Here is a 25,245-nt window from a genome sequence, read left to right as displayed (position 1 = left end):
GCCGCGCCCTCCCCGGCCGCTCGGGCCGCCCCGAGTCCCCGAGCGGTCCAGGACGTGCCGCCCCGGTACGGAACCACCCGTGTTGCGCGCCGCCATGTAAGCGCATACATTGAGCACGTACCGAATCGACATGGAGGTCGACCGAGCAATGACGCTTCCCCCACAGCGCACGCGCGGCACGCGCGACCCCGGGACCCGCGCTCCCGGAACGCGCACCGGCACCCGAGCCGGCACACGACGGCGTGGACGGCTCGTCGCCGCCATCGCCGGGCTCGCCGCGGTGGCCCTGGTCGCCACCGGCTGCAGCATCCAGGTCCGCTCCGAACCCGATCCCACGATCGGCAAGGACACGATGCTCATCAACGCGGACCGCGGCAATCCGCTGTTCGACCGCAACTTCAACCCGTACATCCCGAACGCCCGCACCGCGAGCAAGTGGATGTACGAGCCGCTCATCGAGATCAACCCGCTCGACGGCAAGGGCACCCCGTGGCTCGCGAGCTCGTGGGAGCTGCCCGACGCGCGGACGATCGACATGACGATCCGGAAGGGTGTCGAGTGGTCCGACGGCACGCCGTTCACCCCCGAGGACGTCCTCTTCACGTTCGACCTGCTCAAGAAGTTCCCGGCGATGGACGTCAAGGGCGCGTGGCAGCACATCGACCGCATCGAGCGGGACGGCGACCACCTGGTCTTCCACCTCAACGGCGAGGACGTCCCGAGCCTCAACATCATCGGCGCGACCTACATCCTCCCCGAGCACCACTACGGGAAGGTGAAGGACCCGGTCACCTGGCGCGACCCGGACCCGGTCGGCACCGGCCCGTTCGTGCTCGGCAACTACTCCGACCAGCAGTACTCGATGGACAAGAACCCGACGTACTGGCAGGCCGACAAGATCGCGATCAAGCACCTCGTGCTCCCCGCGACGAACACGCAGCTCGACACCGTCACGCGCGGCTACGACTGGGCGTACTCGTTCATCTCGGACGTCAAGGGCACGTGGGGGGCCGCGTCCGACACGAACCAGTGGTGGTTCCCCGCCGGCGGCGTGATCGGTCTCATCCCGAACCTGACGAAGGCGCCGTACAACGACGTCAACGTGCGCAAGGGCATCTCCTACGCGCTGGACCGCGATGGCATCGCCGAGACCGCCTCCGAGGGCAACCTCAGCGCCGCGGGCCAGACCGGCCTGATCCTGCCGAACCAGGAGCAGTACCTCGACCCGTCGATCCCCGACGAGGGGATGATCACGCAGGACACCGACCGTGCCCTCGCCGAGTTCGCGAAGTCCGGCTACGAGCAGCAGGGCGGCAAGCTCGTCAAGGACGGCAAGCAGCTCGAGATCAACCTCATGACCGCGAACGGCTACTCGGACTGGCTCCGTGCCGCGCAGCAGGTGCAGCGTGACCTCGGGAAGATCGGCGTGAAGGTGCAGATCCAGGCGCCGCAGCCCGCCGGCTACCAGCAGAACATCAACAACGGCAAGTTCGACATGGCGATGGGCGGCATGGGGAACGGCGACGTCTTCCAGGCGTACAACTCCCTGCTGTCGAGCGACTTCTACCAGCCGGTCGGCAAGTCGACGGTGAACAACTTCGAGCGCTACAAGAACGCGGACACTCAGAAGCTCCTCGACGAGTACCGCGGTACGACCGACCGCGCCGAGCAGCAGCGGATCCTGGACCAGCTGCAGGCCATCGTGTACGACGACCTGCCCGTGATCGGCATGTACTACGGCGGGCTCTGGGGCCTGTTCAACACCGGCAAGTTCGTCGGGTGGCCGAGCGCCGAGGACCCGTACATGGCACCGCAGAACTACGACTCCGCACCGCTGCTCATCTTCACGAAGCTCCGGCTCCGCGACAGCGCCGCGGGCAAGGCGATCCTCCAGGAGCAGAAGACGCAGCAGAAGGAGGCAGGCAAGTGAAGTACATCCTCCAGAAACTCGTCCTCTTCGTCCTCACCCTCTGGGCCGCGGTCACGCTGAACTTCGTGCTCCCGCGCCTCATGCCGGGCAGCCCGTCCGACGCCGCGCTCGCGAAGCTCAGCCAGAACGGTCCGGTGACCGACGCCACGAAGAAGGCCATCGAGGCCCAGCTCGGCGTCCCCAGCGGCAACCTCTGGGACCAGTACGTCAGCTACCTGCACCAGGTCATCACCCTCGACTTCGGCACGAGCTACACGTTCTACCCGCAGCCGGTCGGTGACCTGGTCGGCCGCGCACTGCCGTACACGCTCGTGCTCGTCGGCACGGTGACGGTCCTGGCGTTCGTCATCGGAACGCTGATCGGTGTCGCGGCGGCGTGGAAGCGCGGCACGTGGCTCGACTCGCTCCCGACCCTGTCCGGCAGCTTCATGTCGACGTTCCCGTACTTCTGGACGGCGCTCCTGCTGCTGTTCTTCCTCGGCTACGTCCTGCACTGGTTCCCGACCACCGGGGCGTCGTCCGCGACGAGCGTCCCGGGCTGGAACGGCACCTACATCGGCGACGTCCTGCGGCACGCGGTCCTGCCGGCCGTGACGATCCTCGTGACGAGCCTCGGAGGCTGGATCATCGGCATGCGCAACGCGATGATCAACACCCTCGGCGACGACTACGTCACCTTCGCCGAGGCCAACGGCCTCCGCGGTCGCACGGTCGCCGTCCGGTACGCCGCGCGCAACGCGATCCTGCCGAACCTGACCGGCTTCGGCCTGGCGCTCGGTGGCGTGGTCGGCGGCTCGGTGCTGGTCGAGCAGGTGTTCGGCTACCCGGGCATCGGCTACCTGCTCTTCAACGCCGTGATCGGGCAGGACTACCCGCTCATGCAGGCCCTCTTCCTGATGATCACCGTGTCGGTGCTCATCGCCAACTTCATCGTGGACGTCCTGTACGGCGTCCTGGACCCGAGGACGCGTCGATGACCACGATCGCAGTACGTACCCAAGACGAAGCCCAAGCGCCCTCCAAGTGGCGCGCCGCCGCCCGCCAGTTCGGCGTCGTCTGGAGCAACACGAAGGCCCGCATCGGCCTGTGCATCCTCGGCTTCTTCGTCCTCGTGGCGATCGCCGCCCCGCTCCTCGCCCCCTACGGCGCCAGCCAGAACGGCTTCGAGCGCAACGCCGACGCCACCTGGGCGCACTGGATGGGCACCACCGCCGCCGGCGAGGACGTCCTCTCCCAGTTGATCTACGGCGCCCGGGTCTCCGTGCTCGTCGGTGCGGTCGCCGGCCTGCTCTCCACCCTCGTCGCCGTTGCGATCGGTCTGAGCTGGGGCTACATCCGCGGCTGGATCGCCGAGGTCATCGGGTTCATCGTCAACCTGTTCCTCGTCATCCCGGGTCTGCCCCTGATGATCGTCATCGCCGCCTACCTGCAGAACGGCGGCATCGCGGTGATCATCGCGGTCATCGTGGTGACCGGGTGGGCGTGGGGTGCTCGCGTGCTCCGCAGCCAGACCCAGTCGCTGCGTGGCCGGGACTTCGTCACCGCCGCCCAGTTCTCCGGGGACGGCGCGACCCGCATCGTCTTCCGCGAGATCCTGCCGAACATGACGAGCCTGATCGTCGGCAGCTTCTTCGGGGCAGCGACGAGCGCGATCCTCGCCGAGGCGGGGCTCGAGTTCCTGGGCCTCGGCGACTCGTCGATCGTCAGCTGGGGCACGATCCTGTACTGGGCGCAGAACTCGAACGCGCTCCTCACCGGCCAGTGGATCCTGCTGTTCGCCCCGGGCCTCTGCATCGCCCTGCTCGCGATGAGCCTCACCCTGATCAACTTCGGCGTCGACGCCGTGTCCAACCCGCGGCTGCGCGAGGGCGCGCGGCCCCGTAAGGAGAAGCGCGCATGAGCGGCTCGCCAGAAACGCACCCGGCAGACGGCCTGGAGGCGCCCACCGGCGCCGCCACGCGCCTCCCCTCCGACGCCACGCGCGCCACGCAGGACGTCCTGCTCGACGTCCGCGACCTGTCGGTCGTCTACGAGTCGGCCGGCCAGCAGGCCGTCCAGGCCGTCGACCACGTGTCGTTCCAGCTCGCGAAGGGCGAGTTCGTCGGCCTGGTCGGCGAGTCCGGTTCCGGCAAGTCGACGCTCGGCTACGCGCTGACCCGGCTGCAGAAGCCGCCGGCGCGCACGAACGGCGGCAGCATCGTGTTCAACGGACACGACATCCGCGACCTCGACGACGAAGCACTCCGCCAGCAGCGGCAGGGCGGCTTCGCCATGGTGCTGCAGTCCGGCATGAACGCGCTCAACCCGGTGCGCACCATCCGCAACCACTTCATCGACGTCTTCACGGCGCACGGCCACGTGCCGCGCGACCGCTGGGACGCCCGCATGCAGGAGCTCATCGGCAAGGTCAAGCTGCCGACGTCGATGCTCGCCCGCTTCCCCGGTGAGCTGTCCGGCGGCATGCGGCAGCGCGTCTCGATCGCGCTCGCCCTGTCGCTCGAGCCGCAGCTCATGGTGTTCGACGAGCCGACGACCGCCCTCGACGTGCTCGTGCAGCACGCCGTCATGGACACGATCATCGAGCTCCAGCGATCCGAGGGCTTCACGGCGATCCTCATCAGCCACGACCTCGGCATCGTGCTCGAGGCCACCGAGCGCGTCCTCGTCATGCACGAGGGCCGCATCGTCGAGGACGGCGGCTCGAAGGACATCCTGCGCGACCCGCAGGACGAGTACACGCAGATGCTCCTGTCGCACTACGCCGACCCCCGTGCCGAGGTGGTGTCGCTGCCGGGCTTCCCGGACCGGTCGCTCCGTGACCCGTCGGCCACGCGGCAGGAGACCACCAGCTCGTTCAGCACCGTCGGCTCCCGCGAGCGCAGTGCCGCCCGCAACCCGATCGTCGTCGACCACATCGTCAAGACCTACCCGGCGCCGCGCCGTGGTGAGCAGCCGGTGCAGGCCGTGCGCGACGTGTCGTTCACCCTCGAGCCCGGGCAGTCACTCGCCCTGGTCGGCCAGTCCGGTTCGGGCAAGTCCACCATCGCGAAGCTGCTCACCGGGGTCGAGAAGCCCACGACGGGCACCGTCCGGTTCGGTGACCTCGACGTCGCCCGGCTCGGCAAGCGCGGTCTGCGCGACCTGCGCCGCGAGGTGCAGATGGTGTTCCAGGACCCGTACTCGGCGCTCAACCCGCTGCACACGGTCGAGTACACGCTGTCCCGACCGATCGCGAACTACACCGGGCTGCGCGGCCGCGACGCCCGACGCCGGGTGCTCGAGCTGCTCGAGACCGTCGGGCTCACCCCGGTGGAGCAGTTCGCGCAGAAGCTCCCGCACCAGCTCTCCGGCGGGCAGCGGCAGCGCGTCGTCATCGCCCGGGCACTGGCGAGCGACCCGCAGGTGATCATCGCCGACGAGCCGGTCTCGATGCTCGACGTCACGCTCCGTGCGGGTGTGCTCGCCCTGCTCGAGGACCTGCGCGAGCAGTGGGGCGTCTCGCTCCTCTACATCACGCACGACCTGCTGAGCGCGCGGCTCATCACCGACGACATCATGGTGCTGCACGACGGCGCGGTGGTGGAGCGGGGCCGGACCGCCGATGTCCTGCAGCACCCGCAGGACGACTACACGGTCGCCCTGCTGGACGCCGTGCCGAACCCGCGGCGGACACTGCTCGCATGACCACGTTGCTCGACTTCCCGTCCGTCCCGTCCTTCGGCCACCTGCCCACCCCGGACGGTGTCGATGTCGTCGGCATCGACCTGCCCGTCGGCCGACTCACCGCCTACCGCGTCGTGCCCGCGGGGGAGTCGAAGGGCGCGGTCCTGATCGTCCCCGGGTACACCGGCTCGAAGGAGGACTGGCGCACCTTCATGCCCGTCCTCCGCGACGCCGGGTGGACCGCGGTGGCGATCAGCCGGCGCGGGCAGGCGGACTCGGCAGCGCCGACCTCGCCGTCGGACTACTCCCTCGACCAGGAGGCCGCCGACGTCGTCCGGGTCGCCGCCCTGCTCGACGACGGCGCCCCCGTGCACCTGATCGGCCACTCGCTCGGCGGCGTGATCGTCCGCGCCGCCGCGATCGCCTCGCCGTCGTCGTTCCGCGACGTCGTGCAGTTCTGCTCCGGCCCGTACGGCTGGCCGTACCGCAAGGTCGCCGAGCTGACGATCCTGCACGACACCGGTGGGAACCTGCGGCAGCTGTTCGACTCGACCAACCCGCTCTGGGCGTACCGCCCCGACGAGGAGCTCCCCGACGACGTCCGGATGGTCCGCGACCGCTTCGACGCCACGAGCCCGCTCAGCGTCGTCGCCGGCGGGCACATCCTCGAGGACCACACCGACTCGTCCGCCGAGCTCCGGGCCACCGGGCTCCCGGTCCTCGTCACGCACGGTGAGTGGGACGGCGCCTGGCCGATCCCCTGGCAGCGGCAGATGGCCGAGGACACGGGGGCGGCGTACGAGGTGATTCCGGCGAGCTACCACGGCCCCCAGGTCGAGAACCCCCTCGGCACGGTCGCCGTGTTCGACGCATTCCTCAGCCAGCACTGACCCGAACCCGCACGAAAGGCACCATCATCTCCACCCTGCAGTTCCCCGACGGCTTCCTCTGGGGTGCCGCCACCGCCGCCCACCAGATCGAGGGCAACAACGTCAACAGCAACTGGTGGGTGCACGAGCACGAGCCTGACACCACCATCGTCGAACCCTCGGGCGACGCGGCCGACAGCTACCACCGCTACCGCGACGACATCCGCATCGCCGCCGACCTCGGGCTGAACTCGTACCGGTTCAGCGTCGAGTGGGCCCGCATCGAACCGGAGCGCGGGTTCGTCAGCCGTGCCGAGGTCGACCACTACCGCCGCATGGTCGACGCCTGCCACGAGTTCGGCATCGAGCCGATCGTCACCCTCATGCACTTCACGGTGCCGCGGTGGTTCGAGCGCGACGGCTTCTGGCGCGCACCCGACGCGGCCGACCTGTTCGCCCGCTACACCGAGGCGGCGCTGCCGATCGTGCAGGACGGCGTCCGCTACGTCTGCACGATCAACGAGCCGAACATCGCGGCGATGCTCGCCGGAGGCGAGGACGCCGCGAACCTGGTCGCCTACGGTCTGCCGAACCCCGACCTGGGTGTCGCCGACGCCCTGCTGGCCAGCCACCGGCGGTCGCGCGAGGTCCTGGGACAGGTGTCGGGCCTCCAGTCCGGGTGGACCGTCGCGACGCAGGCGTTCAAGTCCAACGGCGAGCCCGGGGCGGACGCGATGCTCCGCGAGTACGGGTACCCGCGCGACGACTGGTACCTCGAGCAGGCCGCCGGCGACGACTTCCTCGGCGTGCAGGCCTACACCCGCACGTTCATCGGACCGGACGGGCCCCTGCCCGTCGCCGAGACGGAAGAGACGACCCTGACCGGCTGGGAGTTCTACCCCGAGGCCTCGGCCGACGGGCTCCGCAGCGCGTGGGAGCTCTCCGGCGGCGTCCCGCTGATGATCACCGAGAACGGCATCGCCACCGCCGACGACTCCCGTCGTGTCGCCTACACGCAGGGCGCCCTCGAGGGGATCCACCGCTGCATCGAGGACGGCATCCAGGTGCTCGGCTACCAGCACTGGTCGCTGCTCGACAACTACGAGTGGGCCTCCGGGTTCCGCCCGACCTTCGGGCTCGTGGCGTGGGACCCGGAGACCTTCGAGCGCACGCCGAAGGACTCCGCCCGCTGGTACGGGCGGGTCGCGCAGGCGAACGCCCTCGAGCCGGTCGCCGTCTAGGACGGTCGACCCCGCAGACGCGCGGCGGACGGGAGGCCCTGCTCCCGTCCGCCGCGCCCCGTCACGCCCGCCTCGTGGTGCGTCCCGGGCGCACCACGCGAGCGGCCCGCCGGCGCACGGCCCTCGGACCCGTGCGCGCTGCGCTCTGAGCGGCTGAGGACGGGTCCGCAGGATCAGCCGTCGGCGGCGAGCAGGTCGGCGACCGCGGTCTCGCGGAGCAACGCCGCACGATCCGCGGCCGTGGACCCCTCGTCATCCTCGGCACCGCGGTCGACGTCGAGTCCGAGCACCGCGCGGACCGTGTCGACGTCGCCCGAGTCGACCGCCGCGATGAGCAGCGTGACGCCCCGCGACCCACGGACGCCGGTGTCCGCACCCGCGTCGGCGAGGGCACGGACGATCGCGGCGTGCCCACCCCACGCGGCGCGGACGATCGGGGAGTTACCGTCGCCGTCCCGGGCCTCCAGGTCGGCACCCGCGGCGACCAGCACGTCGACCGCCCGCCGTGCATCACGGTCGATCGCCAGCGTCAGCGGCGTGCGTCCCTCGGTGTCCGTGAGCTGGACCGACGCCCCGCGACGCAGGAGTTCCTCGAGCATCTCGGGGCGGTCGAACCACGCGGCGGCGTGCAGCGGCGCGAAGCCCCACCGTTGGTCGACGTCGTCGACGTCGCTCGCGTCGTCGGCCAGGTGCAGACCACCCAGGTCGCCGTACGCCGCGGCCCGCACGACCTCGGTCGCGTACTCCACCCAGCCGTCCGGCACCGGACCGTGCCAGCCCCGCGCTGGACGCTCGCCGAGGCCTGCGTACACCGACTCGGCGACGCTCCGGATCGACACCCGCACGCCCCGGAACCGGATCGCGACCTCGCCGACGGGGGAGACGAGCAGGCGGAGCTCCCAGGCGTCGTGTTCGTTGACGTACTCGAGCTCGCCCCGGGCGACGTGCGCGTCACCGGCGAGCAGCGCCGCGGGGTCGATGCCCGGCGGGTCGATGACGGCGTCGCGCAGGCGGAGCGACACCCTGGCGTGGTTCCACCGGCGCCACAGGCCGTCCGGGGTGTCGAGGACCTCGTCGTTCCGGACCACGACGTCGGCGTGCACCACGACCGGGTCGGGCACACCGTGGCCGGGCAGGTCGACGGGGGTCGTCGCGTCGTCGTCGTCCGGGTCCACGACGGCGTCCGCCGACTCCACGGTCCAGCCTTCGACCCGCGCGTCGGTCCACGTGACGGTCAGCAGCGCGGCGACGGTGGGCGGGGCGTCCTCGAGCAGTCGGCTCACGTGGTCGCGCTGGCCGTCGAAGTCCTCGAGGGAGACGTAGCCAACGGAGGGCCAGTTCACTCGACTCCATCGCACGGGTCGACTGTAGCGCCTCGAGGCCTGACCACCGGAATGTGATACTGGTATTCTGAACACATGCCTTCGACTGCGTCCGCTCCTCGCACTGTCCTCGTCACCGGGGCGGCCGGCTACATCGGCTCGCACGTCGCTCGGGTCCTGCGGCAGCGCGGCGAGACCGTCGTCACGCTGGACGACCTCTCCACCGGATCTGCGGCGCGGCTCGACGGACCACTCGACCTCCGCCTCGACCTCGCCGGACCGGGTGCCCTCGAGTCGCTCGAGGCGTTCCTGTCCGGCCGCAGGGTGACCGACGTCGTGCACCTCGCAGCGATGAAGCAGGTCGGCGAGTCCGTGGAGCGGCCCACCCACTACATGGACCGCAACGTCGGGGGCCTGGTCCACCTGCTCACCGCGATGGAGCGATGCCGGGTCGAGCAGCTGGTCTTCTCGTCGTCGGCGGCCGTCTACGGTCCGACCAGCGTGCCGCTCGTCGCCGAGGAACACGCGCTCGCACCGGCGAACCCGTACGGGCAGTCGAAGCTCATCGGTGAGTGGATGACGGAGAACGCCGCGCGCTCGTGGGGACTCCGCGCAGCCAACCTCCGGTACTTCAACGTCGCCGGCACCGGATGGCCGGACCTCGCCGACGACGGTGTCGCGAACCTCATCCCGATCGTGCTCCGCGCCGCACAGCAGGGCGACCCCGTCCGGGTCTTCGGCACCGACCTGCCGACACCGGACGGTTCGTGCGTCCGCGACTTCGTGCACGTGCTCGACCTGGCGCACGCTCACGTCGCAGCGCTCGACCACGTCCGGACCGTCCCCGGAGCGCGTGCGTTCAACATCGGGACCGGTACGGGCACCTCCGTCCGCTCGGTCGTCGAGGCTGCCGAAGTCGTGACCGGCCGACGGATCGAGGTGGTCAATGGTGCTCCCCGCGCCGGTGACCCGGCGATCGTCGTCGCGGATCCGACTCGCGCCCACCGAGAACTCGGCTGGTCCGCGCAGCACGCGGTCGCCGACGCCGTGGAGTCCGCGTGGCGCGCATCCACGGCGCGGCACTGCTCACGACCTGACGACGGCGGGGCACGCGACGGCCCGCTCGGTCACCCAAGGACCGAGCGGGCCGTCCTCGTTCACCGGTCGGAGCCACCCGTGCGGGCGCGCTGACGTGGACGGGCGTCGAGGAAGTAGCGGGCGCAGCGCTCCCACACGCCCGGACGGTCGAAGTGCTCGTCGACCTCAGCGCGGGCGGCGCGGCAGATCCTGTCCCGCAGCGCCGCGTCATCGAGCACGCGCTGCAGGGCCTCGGCCAGCGCGCGGTCGTCGCCGGTCTCGACCAACAGTCCGGTCGAGCCGTCCTGGACGAGGTCGGCGATCCCCGTGCACGACGTCGCGACCACCGGGATGCCCGTCGCCCACGCTTCGAGGACGACGGTCGGCAGGCCCTCGCGGTGGGACGGCAGGCAGAAGACGTCGAAGGCCGCGAAGACCTCGGCCGGGTCCGACAGGTTGCCCGTCCGGGTGACCCACGGGGCGTCCAGCGCAGCGCGGACGTCGACCGCGAGGTGTTCAGCGCCCTCGTCCGGGCCGATCAGCGCCAGGCGAGCGGCGACGCCCCGTTCGCGGAGTGCCCCGACAGCCCGGACGAGTTCCTCGATGCCCTTGTCGCGCGTGACCCTTCCGACGAACCCGACGACGACCTCGTCCTCCGCCGCCCTGAGACGCTCCCGCTGGGAGGTCCGGAGGGACCGATCGGCACCGATGCGGCGGGCGCGGGCGCCGTCCACGCCGACGACCGACCCCTTCCCGATGACGTCGATGCCGGACACGTCGACCCCCAGCTCCCCGAGACGGTCGCGGAGCCCGACGCTGACCGCGACGGTGTGCGTCGCGAGCCGGAGCGCCAGGCGTTCGGTCTCGAGCAGGAACCGCCGGAAGACGCCGGTCGTGGTCTCGAGCCGGAGGCAGTGCAGGACCTGGATGCGGACCGGGACCCGGCAGACCCTCGCAGCGATGCCGGCGAGGAGGGTGGCCTTGGGGGTCCCGTAGACGACCCGGTACGGCCGGAGTCGGCGCATGAGTCGGACGAGTCGGACGAGACTCCGGAGATCGTTCAGCGGGGCGGGATCCCGCTCGAGGGGGAGGACGTGCATGTCGATCCCTTCGCGCTCGCGGATGCGGTCCACACGGCCGGTGTCGTCCGAAGCGGTCCGGACGGGGGCGAGCGGCGTCGTCGCGAGGTAGCGGAGCTGGTCGCGCAGCATCACGTCGAGGGCGATGTCCGTCTTGACGATGAGGGTGCCGGAGCGTGGGCGGGACATGGGTTCTCCTGGGGTGCTGTCGAGGGGATGGGGTGTCAGCGGAGGTGGCCGGGGCGGCGGAGGCCCCAGTGCCGAGCAGCCTGCGATGCCGTCCACACGGCGTCGCGCACGAGCTGCACGACCGGGTGCACGCCGAGGTGTCGTGCAAGCGCCCGGCGGGAGGCGCGGATCCGAGCGGCAGAGGGGCTGAAGGGGTTCGTGTTCCGACTGTGCTGGGTCGGGTGCGCGCGGTAGCACGTCAGTCGTTCCGGCAGGTTCGCGACCTTCCCCACGGTGGCGAGCCGCAGCCACAGGTCGTAGTCCTGCATGCGGACGCACCTCGTGTCGTACCCGCCGACGGCTTCGAGGGCCGATCGCCGCATCAGGACACTGGAGTGCACGAGCACGTTCCTCCGCAGGAGCTCGGCTCCGATGTCCTCGCCCGCAGGGTGGTCGACGGCACCGAGCTCGGCGCCGTCCGGTCCGATGACGGTTGCCGCCGTCCCGACGACCGCGATGTCGGCGCGACGGTCGAGCACGGCGACCTGCGACCGGATCCGTCCGGCAACGGCGAGGTCGTCCGCGTCGACTCGCGCGATGTAGGTCCCGCTCGCGATGCGGACACCGGCGTTGATCGCCGCCGCCGAACCGACGCGCTCTCGCAGCCGCACGACCCGCACGAGCGGATGCGTCGGCACCGTCGCGTCGGCCGGAGCGCCGTCGAGGACGACGACCACCTCGAGCACGTCGACGGCGTCGTCAGCCGCAGTGGGGAGGACCGACTCGACGGCGGCGACCAACCACTCGTCGACCCCGATGGTCGGGATGATCACGGAGACCTTCGCACTGGCGTTCACCACTCAAGTATGACATATCACGTGATATGCTCAGGTGGACGACGACGGAAGGGGCCCGGTGGCCGAGCCGAACGCAGCAGCCCTGACGAGGCGATCCGTGCACCTCGCGATCGTCACCGCACCCGCCCTGCTCGGCCGGGGCGCACAGTTCGCGGTCCTCGCGTGGCTGGCGCTCCTGGTCACGCCCGCGGACTACGGTCGGTTCGCCTCGCTCCAGGTGCTCGTCCTGGGCGTCGCCAGCATCACCGCGTCGACCATGGGGGCGTCCGCGAACGCGAGCACCGCCCGCGCCGTCCGGAACGGCGTCGAGAGCTTCCCGGTGCTCGTGCTCATGCTCCTCCGCGCCCGTCGGAGAGCGCTGCTCGGAAACCTGCTCGTCTCTGCGGTCGCGGTCCCGGTGGGAGCACGGCTCGTCGTCGGGAACCAGGACGGTGCGCTCCCCGTCCTGGTGCTCACGGGTGTGATGAGCGCCGCGCTCCCGCTCGGCGAGATGGTCGTCGCCGTCCTCGCCGGGTCCGGCCGCTACCGGACGGCGTCCTGGGTCGACGCCGGCCGGGCGGTGGCAGGGGCCACCCTGGCCCTCCTCCTCGGCACGACCGCCGGGCCCTGGTGGGCCGTCGTCGGCCTCCTCGCCGTGGACGCCGTGGTCGCCGTCCTGCTGCTCGGGCTCGCAGCGTCCCGGTCCTGGACCGCAGGCGTCGAGTTGCAGGAGGACGTCTCCGGCTCCATCGCGGCGAGGGAGGGCCTCGCCGCCGGGTTGACGGCCAACCTGCTCGGTCAGGCCGCGAACTGGTCCGTGCTCTGGGCCATCGGGATCCTCGGCGGTCCGGTCGGCCTCGGTGTGTACGGCGTCGCGCTGCGCTTCGCCTCGGTCGTCACCCTCGCGCCGCAGTACTTCGGGAAGACGGTCATCGGTCAACTCGCTGCACCCGACCCCGGACGGAACCACTGGACCCCGCGTTCGTTCGTCGGCATGCTCGCCGTCCTGTCGGTCGTCGGCTCCGGTGCAGCGGCGGTGGTGTTGGTCACCGCGTTCCCGGGGCTCGTGGCGCGCTACGACGGGCTGTGGGGCACGCTCGCCGTCGTCCTCACCGCTGCGTCCCTGCGCGCAGTGCTGATCGGACTCGGGCAGGTGTGCGTCGCTCGTCGGCTGTGGCGGACCTGGGTCGTGGCCGACGGAGTCAGCTTCGTCGTGACCGTGGTGGGGGTGCTCCTCGTCGTCGTCGGGACAGCCGGGGACACGGGGACCGCCGGGGTCGTCGCCGTCGTGCTCGTGACGGTCGTCGCGAACCTCGCGGGCATCACCGCGCGGCTCGTCGGGGTCGTCAGGCGTCTGCAGGCTCCGGAGCCTGTCGCGTGAGTGCCGTGGATCGCGAACTCGACCTCGTGCGCAGCAGCCGCGCGACGCTGCACTGGCTCCTGCGGGGTACAGCCGTCGTCTGTGCCGTGCTCTCGCTCGCGCAGGCAGCCACGGTCGGTGGCCCGGTCGGCGCCTTCGCGCTCCCCGTGCTGCTCCACGCACTGGTCGTGCTCGTCGGGGTCGAGGTCTCCCGCGCCACCAGGACCGGTCTGCGGGTCGACGGCCTCACCCTGTTCCTGGGGTGGGAGGTCCTCCGCGGGGACGTGGCTCCCGTCATCATCCAGTGGTTCGGATCGGGTACCAACTTCTTCTGGCGGCCCGGGACGCACGGCGACGCCACGCTCGTCCTCTTCCTCGGTCTCGCCTTCGCAGTGTCCGTGGTCGTCACGCGCGCGGCGGTCGGCGGACTCGCACACGCTGCCCGACGTGGCCGTGCAGGTGGCCGTGCCGCCGGTGCGGCCGGACTGGTCCGGGTGCCCGCACTGGTCACGGGGTCCGCTCCGGTCCGCGTGTTCATCGTCCTCGGTCTGGTCGGGCTCGTCCTCCGCTTCCCGGACGTCGCGTCGGTGCAGTCCTTCCTCTCCGGCGACATCGACGGGCTCCAGGGGAACGACGTCGTGCCGAAGGGGCCCATCACCTTCCTCGGTGAACTGACGCGTCCGCTGCTCTTCCTCGGGCTGGCGATGGCGATCCGCGCGCGACACCGCGCGGCCCGGACGTGGTGGTGGATCGTGCCGCTCCTGCTCGGCTCCATCGTGTTCGCCCTCGGTTCGTACGGGCTCCGCCGCGCTCCCATGGCGTTCGCCGTGATCGCCCTCGCGCTGCTCCTCGCCGATCGCGGCACGAAGCGGCTCCGACTCGGGCCGTCGGTACTCGTCGTCGCACTCCTCGGCGCCTTCTTCGTCACGGCGGGCACCCTGCGGTCGACACTGTGGCTCGAACGGACCGGCCTCGAAGCGCCCGAGGTCGGGCTGGTCCCGATGATGCAGTCCGCGCTCGTCTACGCGGCCGATCCGATGCAGTTGTCCGGTGCCATGCCCTGGGCCGACGCGAACGCGGCGTTCGGCCTCCGGACGTTCGTCCTCACGCTGCTCGGCCCGGTCCCCGGCATCCCGGACGCCTGGCGCCTCGAGTCGGGCGTCGCGCTCTTCAACCACGCCGTCTACCACAGCTTCGTCGGTCGCGACCAGCTCGTCCCGCCGTGGTTCGAGGGCTACCTGTCCTTCGGCCTTACCGGTGTCCTCGTGGTCGGTCTCGTCTCCGGCGTCCTCATCGCGTGCAGTGACGGGCTCCGCACCCGCAACCGGACCGTTCCCGGATCGTACGCCGCGGCGACCATCGCGTTGTGGGTCACCCAGCCGGGGATCGTCGGTTCGTACTCGATCCTGCAGAACGTCCTCTACTACGCGCTCCCGCCGCTGGTCGTCGTCGGTGTCGCGGGACTCTTCCGTCGGCAGGGTCCCGGCGCACCGATCGGTGCGAGCGTGCCGGTCTCCGACGTCGACCACGCCCCCACGCCCACACCCATGCCCACGCACCAGCTCGAACACCCCCTCCCCGAAAGGTCCATCCGATGAAGGTCCTCATGCTCAGCGGCATCTTCGCCCAGACCCCCGAGTACCGGGCGACCCACATGGCCGAGACGCCGGACTCGCTCCTCGCGGACGGGCTGCGACGTGCCGGTGTCGACGTGACCACCGCTGCGCCGCACTTCCGCGGTGACTGGAGTGGCTACGACGTCGTGCACCTCAACCACCTCATGAACGCCTGTGCGCGATCGCTCGTCACCCCGCGGGCACGAGTCGTGTTCACGCCGCACTTCAGTGGATGGAAGCCGCTGCACCACCGCATCGCCCTGCGAGCGACCGAGCGCCGGGCGGACCGTGTGGTCGTCTTCACCGAGGACGAACGGCGGCGACTCGGCGGGCGGATCCCGGAGCGGAAGGTCGCCGTCATCCGCAACGCCCTCGACGTGCAGCACTTCTCCGCAGCACAGCGGGTGGCCCCGCAGCCCGGTGAGCCGTGGGAGCTGCTGTACGTCGGGCAGCTCGTCGAGTTCAAGCGCGTCCATCTGGCGCTCCGACTCCTCCAGGCGCTCCGGCACGGCGGCCAGCGCGCGGTGCTCCGAGTCGTCTCGCACCGTGAGACCCTCCGTCCGGAGCTCGAGGCCGAGGCCGAGCGCCTCGGGGTCGACGACGCCGTCGAGTACCTCGGGGCACGAGACCGGGCAGGGGTGGGAGCGGAGATGCGTCGAGCGCACCTGCTCGTCCTCCCCTCCTACCGCGAGGGGCAGTCGACGGTCGCGGGCGAGGCGATCATCAGCGCCCTGCCGGTCCACATGTTCGACGTCGCTGCTGCCTGTGAGCAGGTCCCCGCCGGCTACGAACTCCCCGCGACGGACGAGGTCGACCGGTGGATCGACCTCGGGGTCGAACGGCTCGCGCGCTACGGGGCGGTCGCCGAGGCCTTCGAACGGCATGCTCCCGTCGAGCGCGAACTCCTGTCCCTCGACCGCGCTGTCCGGGAGCACATCGACCTCTACCGCTCGCTGCTCTGATCCACTAGCATGTGTTATATCAACCGCACACCTGGTCACGAGTGACGAAAGAGGCCTGATGGACTTCGAATCGATCCTGCGCATCCTCCGCCGGGGGTGGCTGGTGGTCCTGCTCGCCACCGTCGCCGGTGGCGGGGCGGGTTGGGGCCTCGCCGCGCTGCAGCAGCCGACCTACGAGGCGACGACGTCGCTCTACGTCGCGGTCCCTGGGGCATCGAACTCGTCGGAGGTCGCCCAGGGCGGGTCCGCAGCCGAACAGCGCGTGCAGTCCTTCGCCAACGTCGCCGTGAGTTCGCGCGTCCTCCAGTCGGTGATCGACGACCTCCGGCTCGACACCACGCCGAAGCAGCTGGCGGAACACGTCGCGGCGACGACACCGATCGACAGTGTCCTCGTGAACGTCACCGTGACCGATGCCGATCCCCGGCTCGCAGCGGACATCGCGAACGGCATCGGTGCATCGCTCGCCAGTGTCGTGACGACCGAGCTCGAGGAACCGATCGGCGGCGAGAGCCCGTTCCGGATCTCGACGATCGAACCTGCGGTGACCCCGGACGCCCCGGCGTCACCGAACCTCCTGGTGAACGTCCTGGGCGGTGTGGCCGCCGGGCTGATCGCCGGGCTCGCCGGGGCCGCCCTCCGCGCGGCGCTCGACAACCGGCCGCAGGGGCGCGCTGACGTCGAGACCCTGACCGGTGCCGCGACCGTGGGCGAGATACCCTTCGAGAAGGCCGTGCGGGAAGACCCACTCGTCCTGCGCAGTCGGCCGGAGAGCCCCAGCTCGGAGGCGTTCCGACGCTTCCGCATGAACCTGCAGTTCCTCGAGATCGGGCGCGCGAGCCGCAGCTTCGTCGTGACGTCGTCGATCCCCGGCGAGGGCAAGACCACGACCGTGGCGAACCTGGCACTGAGCCTCGCCGAGAGCGGTCTCAACGTGGCGCTGGTGGACGCCGATCTCCGCCGGCCCCGCATCGCCGAGGTGATGGGAGTCGAAGGCGGCGCAGGGCTGACCGATGTGCTGATCGGCCGGCTCGAACTCGAGGACGCCGTCCAGCCGTGGGGGCGTGACGGACTCGTCGTCCTGCCGTCCGGATCGCTGCCGCCCAACGCGACCGAACTGGTCGGGAGCGAAGCCATGCGTGCGGTCGTCCAGGAGCTCGAGCGTCGCCACGAGGTCGTGCTCATCGATGCGCCGCCACTGCTCCCCGTGACAGATGCAGCCGCGCTCACGAAGCTGACGGGCGGCGCACTCCTCGTCGTGTCCATGCGTCGGACGACCCGCCGTCAGATCGAGCAGGCGCGCGCGGTCCTCGCCGATGTCGGGTGTGCTCCGGTGGGCTTCGTGATGACGATGCTGTCCGGGCGGAAGAAGTCCGCCTACGACTACCGCTACGACCCCAGGTCCGACCGGCCGGAGTCAGCACCGGTGGAGCGTGGCCGCCGTTCGGCGTCGGACACGACCGATCGGTCGGCGCTGGTCCGCTGACGGCTGCGAGCGTGAGCGGTCCTGCGGCTCCGGTCGCCGATCACGATCAGACCGGACGAACGGTCAGCGTGGCCCGCGGTACAGCACGATCTGCGTGTTCCGCTGCGGCCGCGACCCCGCCTTGAGCGAGATGGCCGCACCGCTCGCGGTTGCCGCGAACACCCGTGCGCCAGGCCGGTTGATGAGCTGGTCCGCCAACGCAGACTCGAGTTCGCGCACCCGGTCGCGCAGCGCCCTGTTCTCGTTCTCCAGGTCGAGCACGCGCCGGATCCCCTCCAGCGACACCCCCTCGGAGCCGAGCCGCGCGATCTCGCGCAGCTGCACGACGTCGCGCATGGAGTAGCGGCGGGACCCTCCACGGGTCCGCCCCGGCACGACCAGGCCGAGCCGGTCGTACTGGCGCAGCGTCTGCGGGTGCATCTCGGCGAGCTCCGCCGCCACCGCGATCGCGAAGACGGGCGAGTTCTCGTCCATGTCGGTCATGGCGCGTTCCTTTCCGTCGTCCGCGGGGTCCTGGAACCAGTCTGGAGGAACGGTGCGGCTTCCTGACGGAGCCGCACCGCTCCTCTCCCCACCGGCACGGCCGGCCCGCCGCTTCGCGACGGGCCGGTACCGGCGGCGTGGGCCCAGAACGGGTCTACTGCTGTGCTGGCGTGACGCTAGTCACGCGCTTTCGCGAGGAGGTCCTCGCGAGGGTTCTCGTCGGGCAGAGCGGCCGCGAGCGCCTCGACGGCCTCGCGCTGCTTGTCCGACAGGTGGGACGGCACCGCGACCTGGACGGTCGCGAGCAGGTCACCCGTGCCGTTCTTGGTCGTGACGCCGCGGCCCTTGACGCGCAGGACGCGGCCCGACGGTGTGCCGGGAGCGACCTTGAGCTTCACGGGCGAGCCACCGAGCGTCGGCACCTCGATCGTCGCACCGAGCGCCGCTTCGGTGAACGTCACCGGGACGTCCACACGCAGGTTCAGCCCGTCGCGCTCGAACACCGGGTGTTTGCGGACCGACACCTGGACGACCAGGTCACCGGCCTCGCCACCGTCGGGAGAAGGCTCCCCTCGACCGCGCAACCGGATCTTCTGGCCGTCCGCGACCCCCGCGGGGATGCGCACGTTGACCGGCCGGCCGTTGCCCTGCGAGAGCTTGACGGTGTCGCCGGCGATCGCGGTGCCGAAGTCGAGCGTCGTCGACGCCGTGACGTCGCGGCCCTTCGTCGGTCCGCCGAACCCGCGGTACCCGCCGGAGGACTGCCCGAAGGCACCCCCACCGCCGAACATCCCGCCGAGGATGTCCTCGAACCCACCGGCTCCACCGGCGCCGCCCTGGCCGAAGCGGACGCGCTGCCCGCCGCCCTGCTGGCCGAACATGCCACCGAAGACGTCCTCGAAGCCGCCGCCCTGGCCCGGGCCACCCGCGGTGAAGCGGGCGCCCGACCCCATGGCGCGGACCTGGTCGTACTCCTGGCGCTGCTCCTTGTCGGACAGCACCGAGTACGCCTCGCTGATCTCCTTGAAGCGGCTCTCGGCGGCAGCGTCACCCGGGTTGGAGTCCGGGTGGAACTGCCGTGCGAGCTTCCGGTAGGTCTTCTTCAGCTCGGCGTCGGAGGCGTCCTTGGACACGCCGAGGACCTTGTAGAAGTCCTTGTCGAACCAATCCTGACTGGCCATGGATCACCTGCCTCCTTCTGTCATCGCCACGGTGCCCCGGCTCAGGCCGGGACCGCCACCGCGACCTTGGCCGCGCGGAGGACACGCTCGCCGAGCTTGTAGCCCGGCTCGACGACGTCCGCGACGGTCTGTCCGGTGGCACCCGGGGTGGGGAGCTGGACGATCGCCTCGTGCACGTTCGGGTCGAACGCCTCGCCCTTCTCGCCGATCTGCACGAGCTTGAACTTCTCGAAGCCCCCGCGGATCTTCTGGCCGATGACCTGCATCGGCCCCTCGGCGAGGTCACCGTGGGCCTCGGCACGGGTGAGGTCGTCGAGCGCCGGGAGCAGTGCCCGGACGACCTCGGCGATGGCGACCTCGCGGTTGGCCTCGCGGTCACGCTCGACGCGCTTCCGGAAGTTCACCAGCTCGGCCTGCGCACGGAGCATGTCCGCACGCATCTCAGCGATCAGGTCGCGGTCCTCGGTGCTCAGCTTGTCCTCGGCGATGCCCCGGGCGGCGTCGGCGAGCAGGGCCTCGTCCTCCGGGGAGAGGTCGTTGGCCGCGTCCGCAGCCGGGCCCCCGGCGGCGGGGCCGTCCGTCGGCACTTCGACGTCGGGCCCCTCCGCCTCGATGAGGTCCTCGGGCTCCTGCGCGTTGGTGGCGTCGCCCTCGACCTGGGGCTCGCCCTCCTCGGGCACGTTGTCCTTGGGATCCGTCATCGTTACTTCTTGTCCTTGTCGTCCTCGTCGTCCACGACCTCGGCGTCGACGATGTCCTCGTCGTCCGCCTGGGCCTGGCCGTCAGCGGTGGGCTGCTCGCCACCGGCCGCGGCGCCCGCGTCCTGCTGGCTGTAGATGGCCTGGCCGAGCTTGCCCTGCGACTCGTTGAGCTTGTCGAAGGCGGTCTTCACGGCGTCGTCGTCCTCGCCCGCGAGTGCGGACTTGAGCGCGTCGACGTCGGCCTGCACTTCGGACTTGACGTCCGCGGGGAGCTTCTCGTCGTTCTCCTTGATGAGCTTCTCGATCGAGTAGACGAGCTGCTCGGCCTGGTTGCGACGCTCGTTGGCCTCGCGACGGGCCTTGTCCTCGGCGGCGTGCTCCTCGGCTTCGCGGACCATGCGCTCGATGTCCTCCTTCGGCAGCGACGAGCCGCCGGAGATGACCATCGACTGCTCCTTGCCCGTGCCCTTGTCCTTCGCGGACACGTGCACGATGCCGTTGGCGTCGATGTCGAACGTGACCTCGACCTGCGGCACGCCACGGGGAGCCGGCGCGATGCCGGTGAGCTCGAAGGTGCCGAGCGGCTTGTTGTCGCGGGTGAACTCGCGCTCGCCCTGGAAGACCTGGATCGCGACCGACGGCTGGTTGTCGTCAGCGGTCGTGAAGGTCTCGCTCCGCTTGGTCGGGATCGCGGTGTTGCGGTCGATGAGCTTCGTCATCAGGCCGCCCTTGGTCTCGATGCCGAGCGACAGCGGCGTGACGTCGATGAGCAGGACGTCCTTGCGCTCGCCCTTCAGCACGCCGGCCTGCAGCGCGGCGCCCACGGCGACGACCTCGTCCGGGTTGACGCCCTGGTTCGGCGACTTGCCGCCGGTCAGCGACTTGACGACCTCGGCCACGGCGGGCATGCGGGTCGAGCCACCGACGAGCACGACGTGCGCGATGTCGTTGACCGAGACTCCGGCTTCCTTGATGACGTCGTTGAACGGCTTCTTCGTGCGGTCGAGCAGATCGGAGGTCATCTGCTCGAACTGGGCGCGCGAGATGGTCTCGTCGAGGTTCAGCGGGCCGTCGGCGGTGAGCGTCAGGTACGGGAGCTGGATGTTCGCCGACATCTGCGACGAGAGCTCCTTCTTGGCCTGCTCCGCCGCTTCCTTCAGGCGCTGCTTGGCGATCTTGTCCGTGGACAGGTCGACGCCGTGCTCGTCCTTGAACTTCTTGACCAGGTGGTCGACGATGCGCTGGTCCCAGTCGTCGCCGCCGAGGCGGTTGTCGCCGGAGGTCGCGCGGACCTGGATCGTCGAGAAGTCGTCGTCCTTGCCCACCTCGAGCAGGGAGACGTCGAACGTGCCGCCACCGAGGTCGAAGACCAGGATGAGCTCGTCTTCCTTGCCCTTGTCGAGGCCGTAGGCCAGCGCGGCCGCGGTCGGCTCGTTGATGATGCGCAGGACGTTGAGGCCGGCGATCTCACCGGCGTCCTTCGTGGCCTGGCGCTCGGCGTCGTTGAAGTACGCCGGCACGGTGATGACCGCGTCAGTGACGTCCTCGCCGAGGTACTGCTCGGCGTCGCGCTTGAGCTTGCCGAGGGTACGGGCCGAGATCTCCTGCGGCGTGTACTTCTTGCCGTCGATCTCGGTCGTCCAGTCGGTACCGACGTGACGCTTGACCGACGCGATGGTGCGGTCGACGTTGGTCACGGCCTGGCGCTTGGCGGTCTCGCCGACGAGCACCTCGCCGTCCTTCGTGAAGGCGACGATCGACGGCGTGGTGCGGAGGCCCTCGGCGTTCGCGATGACGGTGGGCTCACCGCCCTCGAGCACGCTGACGACCGAGTTGGTGGTTCCGAGGTCGATGCCTACTGCACGTCCCATGTGGTGATGCTCCTCTTGCTAGGGGTAAGTCGTTGGACTTGCGTCCGATGGACTCAACTCTACTCGGGACCACGGCGGCGTCAACTCAGGAAGGCAGAAGTTGCGTCGGTCCCACTCAACTCCCAGCGAGAGATGCCGAACGGACCTATGTATTTCACGTGATATTCTGCATACACATGCCGCGACGGTCGCCGTCGCCCGCGTGCTTCCCTCCCGCACAGCCGCCGATGCGCGGCTTGTCCTGAAAGATGCACATGTCTCACAAGAAGAGGGCCTCGACGGCCTTCAAGTCCATGGGCGCGGCCGGGCTGGCCGCCGCCACGATCGTCTCCGGTCTGTCCTTCGGAGCGCCCGCGGTCGCTGCGTCACCTGACGCTCCGAAGGCCTGGACGCAGTCATTCTCCGCGAAGTTCGTCATGCAGCGGGGCTCGTCCTACATCGCGTTGAAAAGTGATGGTCAGGCTGCGTCTTACTCCTCTCTATCCGCCGCCATGTCGGCAGCCTTGACTGGTACGTTTCCGACTCCTGGCACAACCGGGACCATCCAGATGTCGAACGGCAATTGCATTCGCGGGATCATCAGTAGTTACGACTGGGAATTCCTGAATGCAGGCCTGCGCACCACTTCTCCTTGTTCTTCCTTTGCCGTATCGGCCGACGGCCAAACACTGACCCCGAAGGACTACTCCACCTACCCCTACATCACTGGGATCGCAACGACGCCGGGCGGTGCCAGCTCGTTCAAGGCGTCCCGAAGTGCGAGCGAGGCCTACTCGTTCAAGCCAACTGCGGATCAGGTCAATAGAGCACTGACGGCGTCGGTCACGAAGACGAACAACATCGCGAAGACGGCGGTGGTTGCTGGGACGGCGACTCCGAAGGGGACGGTGACGATCGGAAGCAAGACGGTGAACGTCGCGGACAGTGGTGCGTGGTCGATGACGGTCGAGGGGCTGCGCACCGGTGCGAACTCGCTGACTGCGGTGCAGAAGGTTAATAACGCCGAGGTCGACCGGAAGCCCGTCACTGTGAACATCGTTGAGGGTGGCACCGTTGTGGGTGTCAATCAAGGCCCGATCGAGTTGACGCGTGGTCAGAGCACGCAGGTGCCGTTCTTGGTGCAGAACAACGAATCGCGCACGAACATGAAGGGCTCGGTCACGCTGACCGCGCCGGCGGGTACGACGTTCGCGGACGGGCAGGCGAAGGTCGCTGCCGGCTACCGTTCCGGAACGAGCGGTGACTTCCGCCCCTACACGCCGCTGGATCTGAAGAACGGTGTCCGTTCCGACGGGAACACCAAGATCACCTTCGACCTCGACACCGCTGGCGGAAACATGGTCGCCGGCGAGCAGTACCGATACATGCTCAGCGTCGCGACTCCGGCTGATGCCGCTGCGGGCTCCGGGCAGATGGGCTTCACCTACGCCGGTGACAGCTCGAAGGGTGACTACCGTGCCGAGGGGAAGACGACCACCAATCTCGAGGTAGCGCAGCGTGAGCTGACGGCTGCAGTCGACTCGATCGACCACGCCGCCGGCAGCGCGGTCCTCAAGGGCACGGCGACGCCGGGTGCAACGATCGTCATCGGTGAGCAGAGCGCGACCGCGAACGAGGACGGCGACTGGAGCCTCGAGGTCACCGGCCTGGAGTCGGGCCCGAACAGCCTGCTCGTGGAGCAGAAGATCGGCAACGACACGGTTGACTCGAAGCCGGTCACGGTCACGATCAACGACGCCGCGATCATCGGGCAGGACGGCCCCGCCGCCACGCTCGAGCGTGGTGAGCGCACCAAGGTGCAGGCACAGTTCGAGACCAAGGGCGACGTCTCGCGTCCGGACGCGCAGGTGACGTTCACCGCGCCTGAGGGCACCACGTTCGCTGAGGGGCAGAACACCATCGCGGGCTCCTACAAGCGGCCCGGCGAGGACTGGATGAACCGTTCCGCCACCCTCACCGACGGTGACCTGTCGATGGACGGCAAGACCTACACCTACACGTTCAAGCCGACCAGCAGCACCTGGACCCTGCCGGACGCGTCGCTGCTCCGTTGGAGCATCGACGTCGAGACGCCGGCGGAGATCGCTGACGGAACGCCCTCGATGACGACCAAGCTCGTCGGTACGGCCGTGGAGGGTTCGTTCGACGCGACGAGCACCACCGCGACCACGATCGAGTCGGCTGAAACCGCACTGACCGCCGAGGTCGAGTCGGTCGACAACGAGGCACTGACTGCCAAGCTCACCGGGACGGCCACCAAGGGCTCGAAGGTGTCGGTCGGGACCCAGTCCGTCGACGTCACCAACGACGACGGCTCGTGGGAGCTCACCGTGACCGGCTTGAAGTACGGGGAGAACACCCTCCGCGTGGTCCAGACGATCGACGGACGCGAGGTCGACGACAAGCAGCTGACGGTCCAGGTCGATGGTGTGAACCGTGAGTTCAAGGTCACCACGCCGGAGAACGAGTCAGTGCACAAGGGCGAGATGGTCACCTTCTCGGGTGAGGGTCGCGCCGGTGAGGAGGTCCGTCTCCACGTGACCAACTTCGCCAGCACCGACGTCACCACCAAGGTCGGGAACGACGGACGCTGGTCCGTGCAGCGCTTCCTCGGTGAGGGCACCTACGTCTTCGACATCACGCAGCAGAACGCCGCTGGCACGACCACGGGCGATGTCCGTGGGCTGACGATCAACAAGCCCGTCACCGAGGACCCGGTGAACAAGCCGTGGCAGGTGACGGCGCCGACTTCGGGGTCGCAGCACCGCGGTGAGATGGTGACCTGGACCGGGACCGGCAATGCCGGTGACACGGTGACGTTCACGCCGAAGAACCCGGAGCAGTCCGCGTGGTCCACGGTCGTGGACAACAAGGGCGACTGGAAGGTCGACCGGTTCGCCGGTGTCGGCGCGTACGACGTCGACGTCGCGATGAAGAACGCGGCCGGCACCGAGACGGGTGCGCCGATCAACATCCTGCTCAACCAGAACGTCAACCTGCCGTTCGCCGTCACCTCCCCGGAGAACAACTCCGAGCACAAAGGCGAACTGGTGACCTTCCGGGGCACCGGGAACGCCGGTGAGCAGATCGACCTGAAGGTGACGAACTTCGACAGCACCAATCCCCAGCCGGTCCGTGTCGACAGCACGGGGCACTGGAAGATCGAGAAGTTCCTCGGTACCGGCGCCTACACGATCGACATCACGCAGACGAACCTCTCCACCGGTCTCGTCACCGGTGCGGAGCGCGGCCTGCGCTTCAACACTCCGTCGACCGAGGACCCGGTGAACAAGCCGTGGCAGGTGACGGCGCCGACTTCGGGGTCGCAGCACCGCGGTGAGATGGTGACCTGGACCGGGACCGGCAATGCCGGTGACACGGTGACGTTCACGCCGAAGAA

19 protein-coding genes are annotated in these 25,245 nt (G+C 69.8%); 12 read left to right on the top strand and 7 right to left on the bottom strand.

Translation table 11 applies throughout. From position 1 onward, the window contains the following. Positions 1-109 precede the first annotated feature (109 nt). The 6 genes from LEL83_RS02065 to LEL83_RS02040 are packed head-to-tail and all read left to right on the top strand — an operon-like array spanning position 110 to position 7,703. Positions 110-1,930, top strand: coding sequence for an ABC transporter substrate-binding protein (locus LEL83_RS02065; RefSeq protein ID WP_225557569.1), 1,821 nt, complete (start codon positions 110-112; stop codon positions 1,928-1,930). Beyond that, on the top strand, positions 1,927-2,907 hold the full coding sequence (locus LEL83_RS02060; protein ID WP_225557568.1) for an ABC transporter permease: 981 nt from the start codon (positions 1,927-1,929) through the stop codon (positions 2,905-2,907). Before LEL83_RS02065 ends, LEL83_RS02060 begins: the two co-directional genes overlap by 4 nt. Then, complete coding sequence (locus LEL83_RS02055; RefSeq protein ID WP_198657550.1) at positions 2,904-3,830, top strand: ABC transporter permease; 927 nt, start codon at positions 2,904-2,906, stop codon at positions 3,828-3,830. The genes LEL83_RS02060 and LEL83_RS02055 overlap by 4 nt, the downstream gene beginning before the upstream one ends. Next, positions 3,827-5,614 carry an ABC transporter ATP-binding protein gene (locus LEL83_RS02050; protein WP_225557567.1) on the top strand — a complete coding sequence of 596 codons (1,788 nt, stop codon included), beginning with the start codon at positions 3,827-3,829 and terminating at the stop codon, positions 5,612-5,614. The genes LEL83_RS02055 and LEL83_RS02050 overlap by 4 nt, the downstream gene beginning before the upstream one ends. Beyond that, entirely contained in the window at positions 5,611-6,483 is an 873-nt protein-coding gene (locus LEL83_RS02045; RefSeq protein ID WP_225557566.1) for an alpha/beta fold hydrolase, read from the top strand. Before LEL83_RS02050 ends, LEL83_RS02045 begins: the two co-directional genes overlap by 4 nt. A 23-nt stretch (positions 6,484-6,506) precedes the next feature. Beyond that, the gene (locus tag LEL83_RS02040; RefSeq protein WP_372454429.1) at positions 6,507-7,703 is read left to right on the top strand and encodes a glycoside hydrolase family 1 protein; all 1,197 of its coding nucleotides are present in this window, start codon (positions 6,507-6,509) and stop codon (positions 7,701-7,703) included. Positions 7,704-7,876: 173 nt separating this feature from the next. On the opposite strand, the gene LEL83_RS16130 is transcribed toward LEL83_RS02040, so the two are convergent. Then, a complete protein-coding gene (locus LEL83_RS16130; RefSeq protein WP_225557565.1) occupies positions 7,877-9,061 on the bottom strand; it encodes an ankyrin repeat domain-containing protein in 1,185 nt (394 codons plus the stop codon). A gap of 60 nt (positions 9,062-9,121) precedes the next feature. On the opposite strand from LEL83_RS16130, the gene galE reads away from it, so the two are divergent. Continuing rightward, positions 9,122-10,216: a UDP-glucose 4-epimerase GalE gene (galE, locus tag LEL83_RS02030; RefSeq protein ID WP_225557564.1), complete on the top strand. Its 1,095-nt coding sequence runs from the start codon at positions 9,122-9,124 to the stop codon at positions 10,214-10,216. Here galE and LEL83_RS02025 read toward each other — a convergent pair. Both LEL83_RS02025 and LEL83_RS02020 read right to left on the bottom strand, forming a co-directional pair. Then, complete coding sequence (locus tag LEL83_RS02025) at positions 10,183-11,370, bottom strand: glycosyltransferase (protein ID WP_225557563.1); 1,188 nt, start codon at positions 11,368-11,370, stop codon at positions 10,183-10,185. The genes galE and LEL83_RS02025 overlap by 34 nt on opposite strands. A gap of 35 nt (positions 11,371-11,405) precedes the next feature. Then, the gene (locus LEL83_RS02020) at positions 11,406-12,206 is read right to left on the bottom strand and encodes a glycosyltransferase (protein WP_225557562.1); all 801 of its coding nucleotides are present in this window, start codon (positions 12,204-12,206) and stop codon (positions 11,406-11,408) included. Positions 12,207-12,303: 97 nt separating this feature from the next. Between LEL83_RS02020 and LEL83_RS02015 the strand changes: the two genes are divergently transcribed. From LEL83_RS02015 to LEL83_RS02000, 4 genes are read left to right on the top strand one after another with little or no spacing between them, the layout of a single operon-like run. After that, the gene (locus LEL83_RS02015; RefSeq protein WP_225557561.1) at positions 12,304-13,566 is read left to right on the top strand and encodes a hypothetical protein; all 1,263 of its coding nucleotides are present in this window, start codon (positions 12,304-12,306) and stop codon (positions 13,564-13,566) included. Next, entirely contained in the window at positions 13,563-15,143 is a 1,581-nt protein-coding gene (locus tag LEL83_RS02010; protein ID WP_225557560.1) for a hypothetical protein, read from the top strand. Before LEL83_RS02015 ends, LEL83_RS02010 begins: the two co-directional genes overlap by 4 nt. Next, positions 15,140-16,123: a glycosyltransferase family 4 protein gene (locus tag LEL83_RS02005; protein ID WP_225557559.1), complete on the top strand. Its 984-nt coding sequence runs from the start codon at positions 15,140-15,142 to the stop codon at positions 16,121-16,123. Before LEL83_RS02010 ends, LEL83_RS02005 begins: the two co-directional genes overlap by 4 nt. A 58-nt stretch (positions 16,124-16,181) precedes the next feature. Then, complete coding sequence (locus LEL83_RS02000; RefSeq protein WP_225557558.1) at positions 16,182-17,609, top strand: tyrosine-protein kinase domain-containing protein; 1,428 nt, start codon at positions 16,182-16,184, stop codon at positions 17,607-17,609. Positions 17,610-17,672: 63 nt separating this feature from the next. On the opposite strand, the gene LEL83_RS01995 is transcribed toward LEL83_RS02000, so the two are convergent. The 4 genes from LEL83_RS01995 to dnaK all read right to left on the bottom strand — a co-directional run bounded on the left by LEL83_RS01995 (position 17,673) and on the right by dnaK (position 21,845). After that, entirely contained in the window at positions 17,673-18,083 is a 411-nt protein-coding gene (locus LEL83_RS01995; RefSeq protein ID WP_111039442.1) for a heat shock protein transcriptional repressor HspR, read from the bottom strand. A gap of 185 nt (positions 18,084-18,268) precedes the next feature. Next, entirely contained in the window at positions 18,269-19,273 is a 1,005-nt protein-coding gene (locus LEL83_RS01990) for a DnaJ C-terminal domain-containing protein (protein ID WP_198657566.1), read from the bottom strand. Between the two features lie 41 nt (positions 19,274-19,314). Beyond that, on the bottom strand, positions 19,315-19,974 hold the full coding sequence (locus LEL83_RS01985; protein WP_198657565.1) for a nucleotide exchange factor GrpE: 660 nt from the start codon (positions 19,972-19,974) through the stop codon (positions 19,315-19,317). A 2-nt stretch (positions 19,975-19,976) separates the two neighbouring features. Continuing rightward, positions 19,977-21,845 carry a molecular chaperone DnaK gene (gene dnaK, locus LEL83_RS01980; RefSeq protein ID WP_225557557.1) on the bottom strand — a complete coding sequence of 623 codons (1,869 nt, stop codon included), beginning with the start codon at positions 21,843-21,845 and terminating at the stop codon, positions 19,977-19,979. 254 nt (positions 21,846-22,099) lie between these two features. Between dnaK and LEL83_RS01975 the strand changes: the two genes are divergently transcribed. Continuing rightward, the coding region (locus LEL83_RS01975; protein ID WP_225557556.1) for a hypothetical protein at positions 22,100-25,245 on the top strand (3,146 nt) is incomplete at its 3' end.

The organism is Curtobacterium oceanosedimentum (genome assembly GCF_020297365.1).
Taxonomy (GTDB): Bacteria; Actinomycetota; Actinomycetes; order Actinomycetales; family Microbacteriaceae; genus Curtobacterium.
The sequence above is the reverse complement of the archived record's forward strand: the minus strand, read 5'-3'. Positions and strand labels throughout refer to the sequence as shown.

Excerpts from the sequence above, each read along its gene's own strand:
- LEL83_RS02055 (WP_198657550.1), top strand. The coding sequence starts at position 2,904 with ATGACCACGATCGCAGTACGTACCCAAGACGAAGCCCAAGCGCCCTCC.
- LEL83_RS02050 (WP_225557567.1), top strand. The coding sequence starts at position 3,827 with ATGAGCGGCTCGCCAGAAACGCACCCGGCAGACGGCCTGGAGGCGCCC.
- LEL83_RS02045 (WP_225557566.1), top strand. The coding sequence starts at position 5,611 with ATGACCACGTTGCTCGACTTCCCGTCCGTCCCGTCCTTCGGCCACCTG.
- galE (WP_225557564.1), top strand. The coding sequence starts at position 9,122 with ATGCCTTCGACTGCGTCCGCTCCTCGCACTGTCCTCGTCACCGGGGCG.
- LEL83_RS02025 (WP_225557563.1), bottom strand. The coding sequence starts at position 11,370 with ATGTCCCGCCCACGCTCCGGCACCCTCATCGTCAAGACGGACATCGCC.
- LEL83_RS02005 (WP_225557559.1), top strand. The coding sequence starts at position 15,140 with ATGAAGGTCCTCATGCTCAGCGGCATCTTCGCCCAGACCCCCGAGTAC.
- LEL83_RS02000 (WP_225557558.1), top strand. The coding sequence starts at position 16,182 with ATGGACTTCGAATCGATCCTGCGCATCCTCCGCCGGGGGTGGCTGGTG.
- LEL83_RS01995 (WP_111039442.1), bottom strand. The coding sequence starts at position 18,083 with ATGGACGAGAACTCGCCCGTCTTCGCGATCGCGGTGGCGGCGGAGCTC.
- LEL83_RS01990 (WP_198657566.1), bottom strand. The coding sequence starts at position 19,273 with ATGGCCAGTCAGGATTGGTTCGACAAGGACTTCTACAAGGTCCTCGGC.
- LEL83_RS01985 (WP_198657565.1), bottom strand. The coding sequence starts at position 19,974 with ATGACGGATCCCAAGGACAACGTGCCCGAGGAGGGCGAGCCCCAGGTC.
- dnaK (WP_225557557.1), bottom strand. The coding sequence starts at position 21,845 with ATGGGACGTGCAGTAGGCATCGACCTCGGAACCACCAACTCGGTCGTC.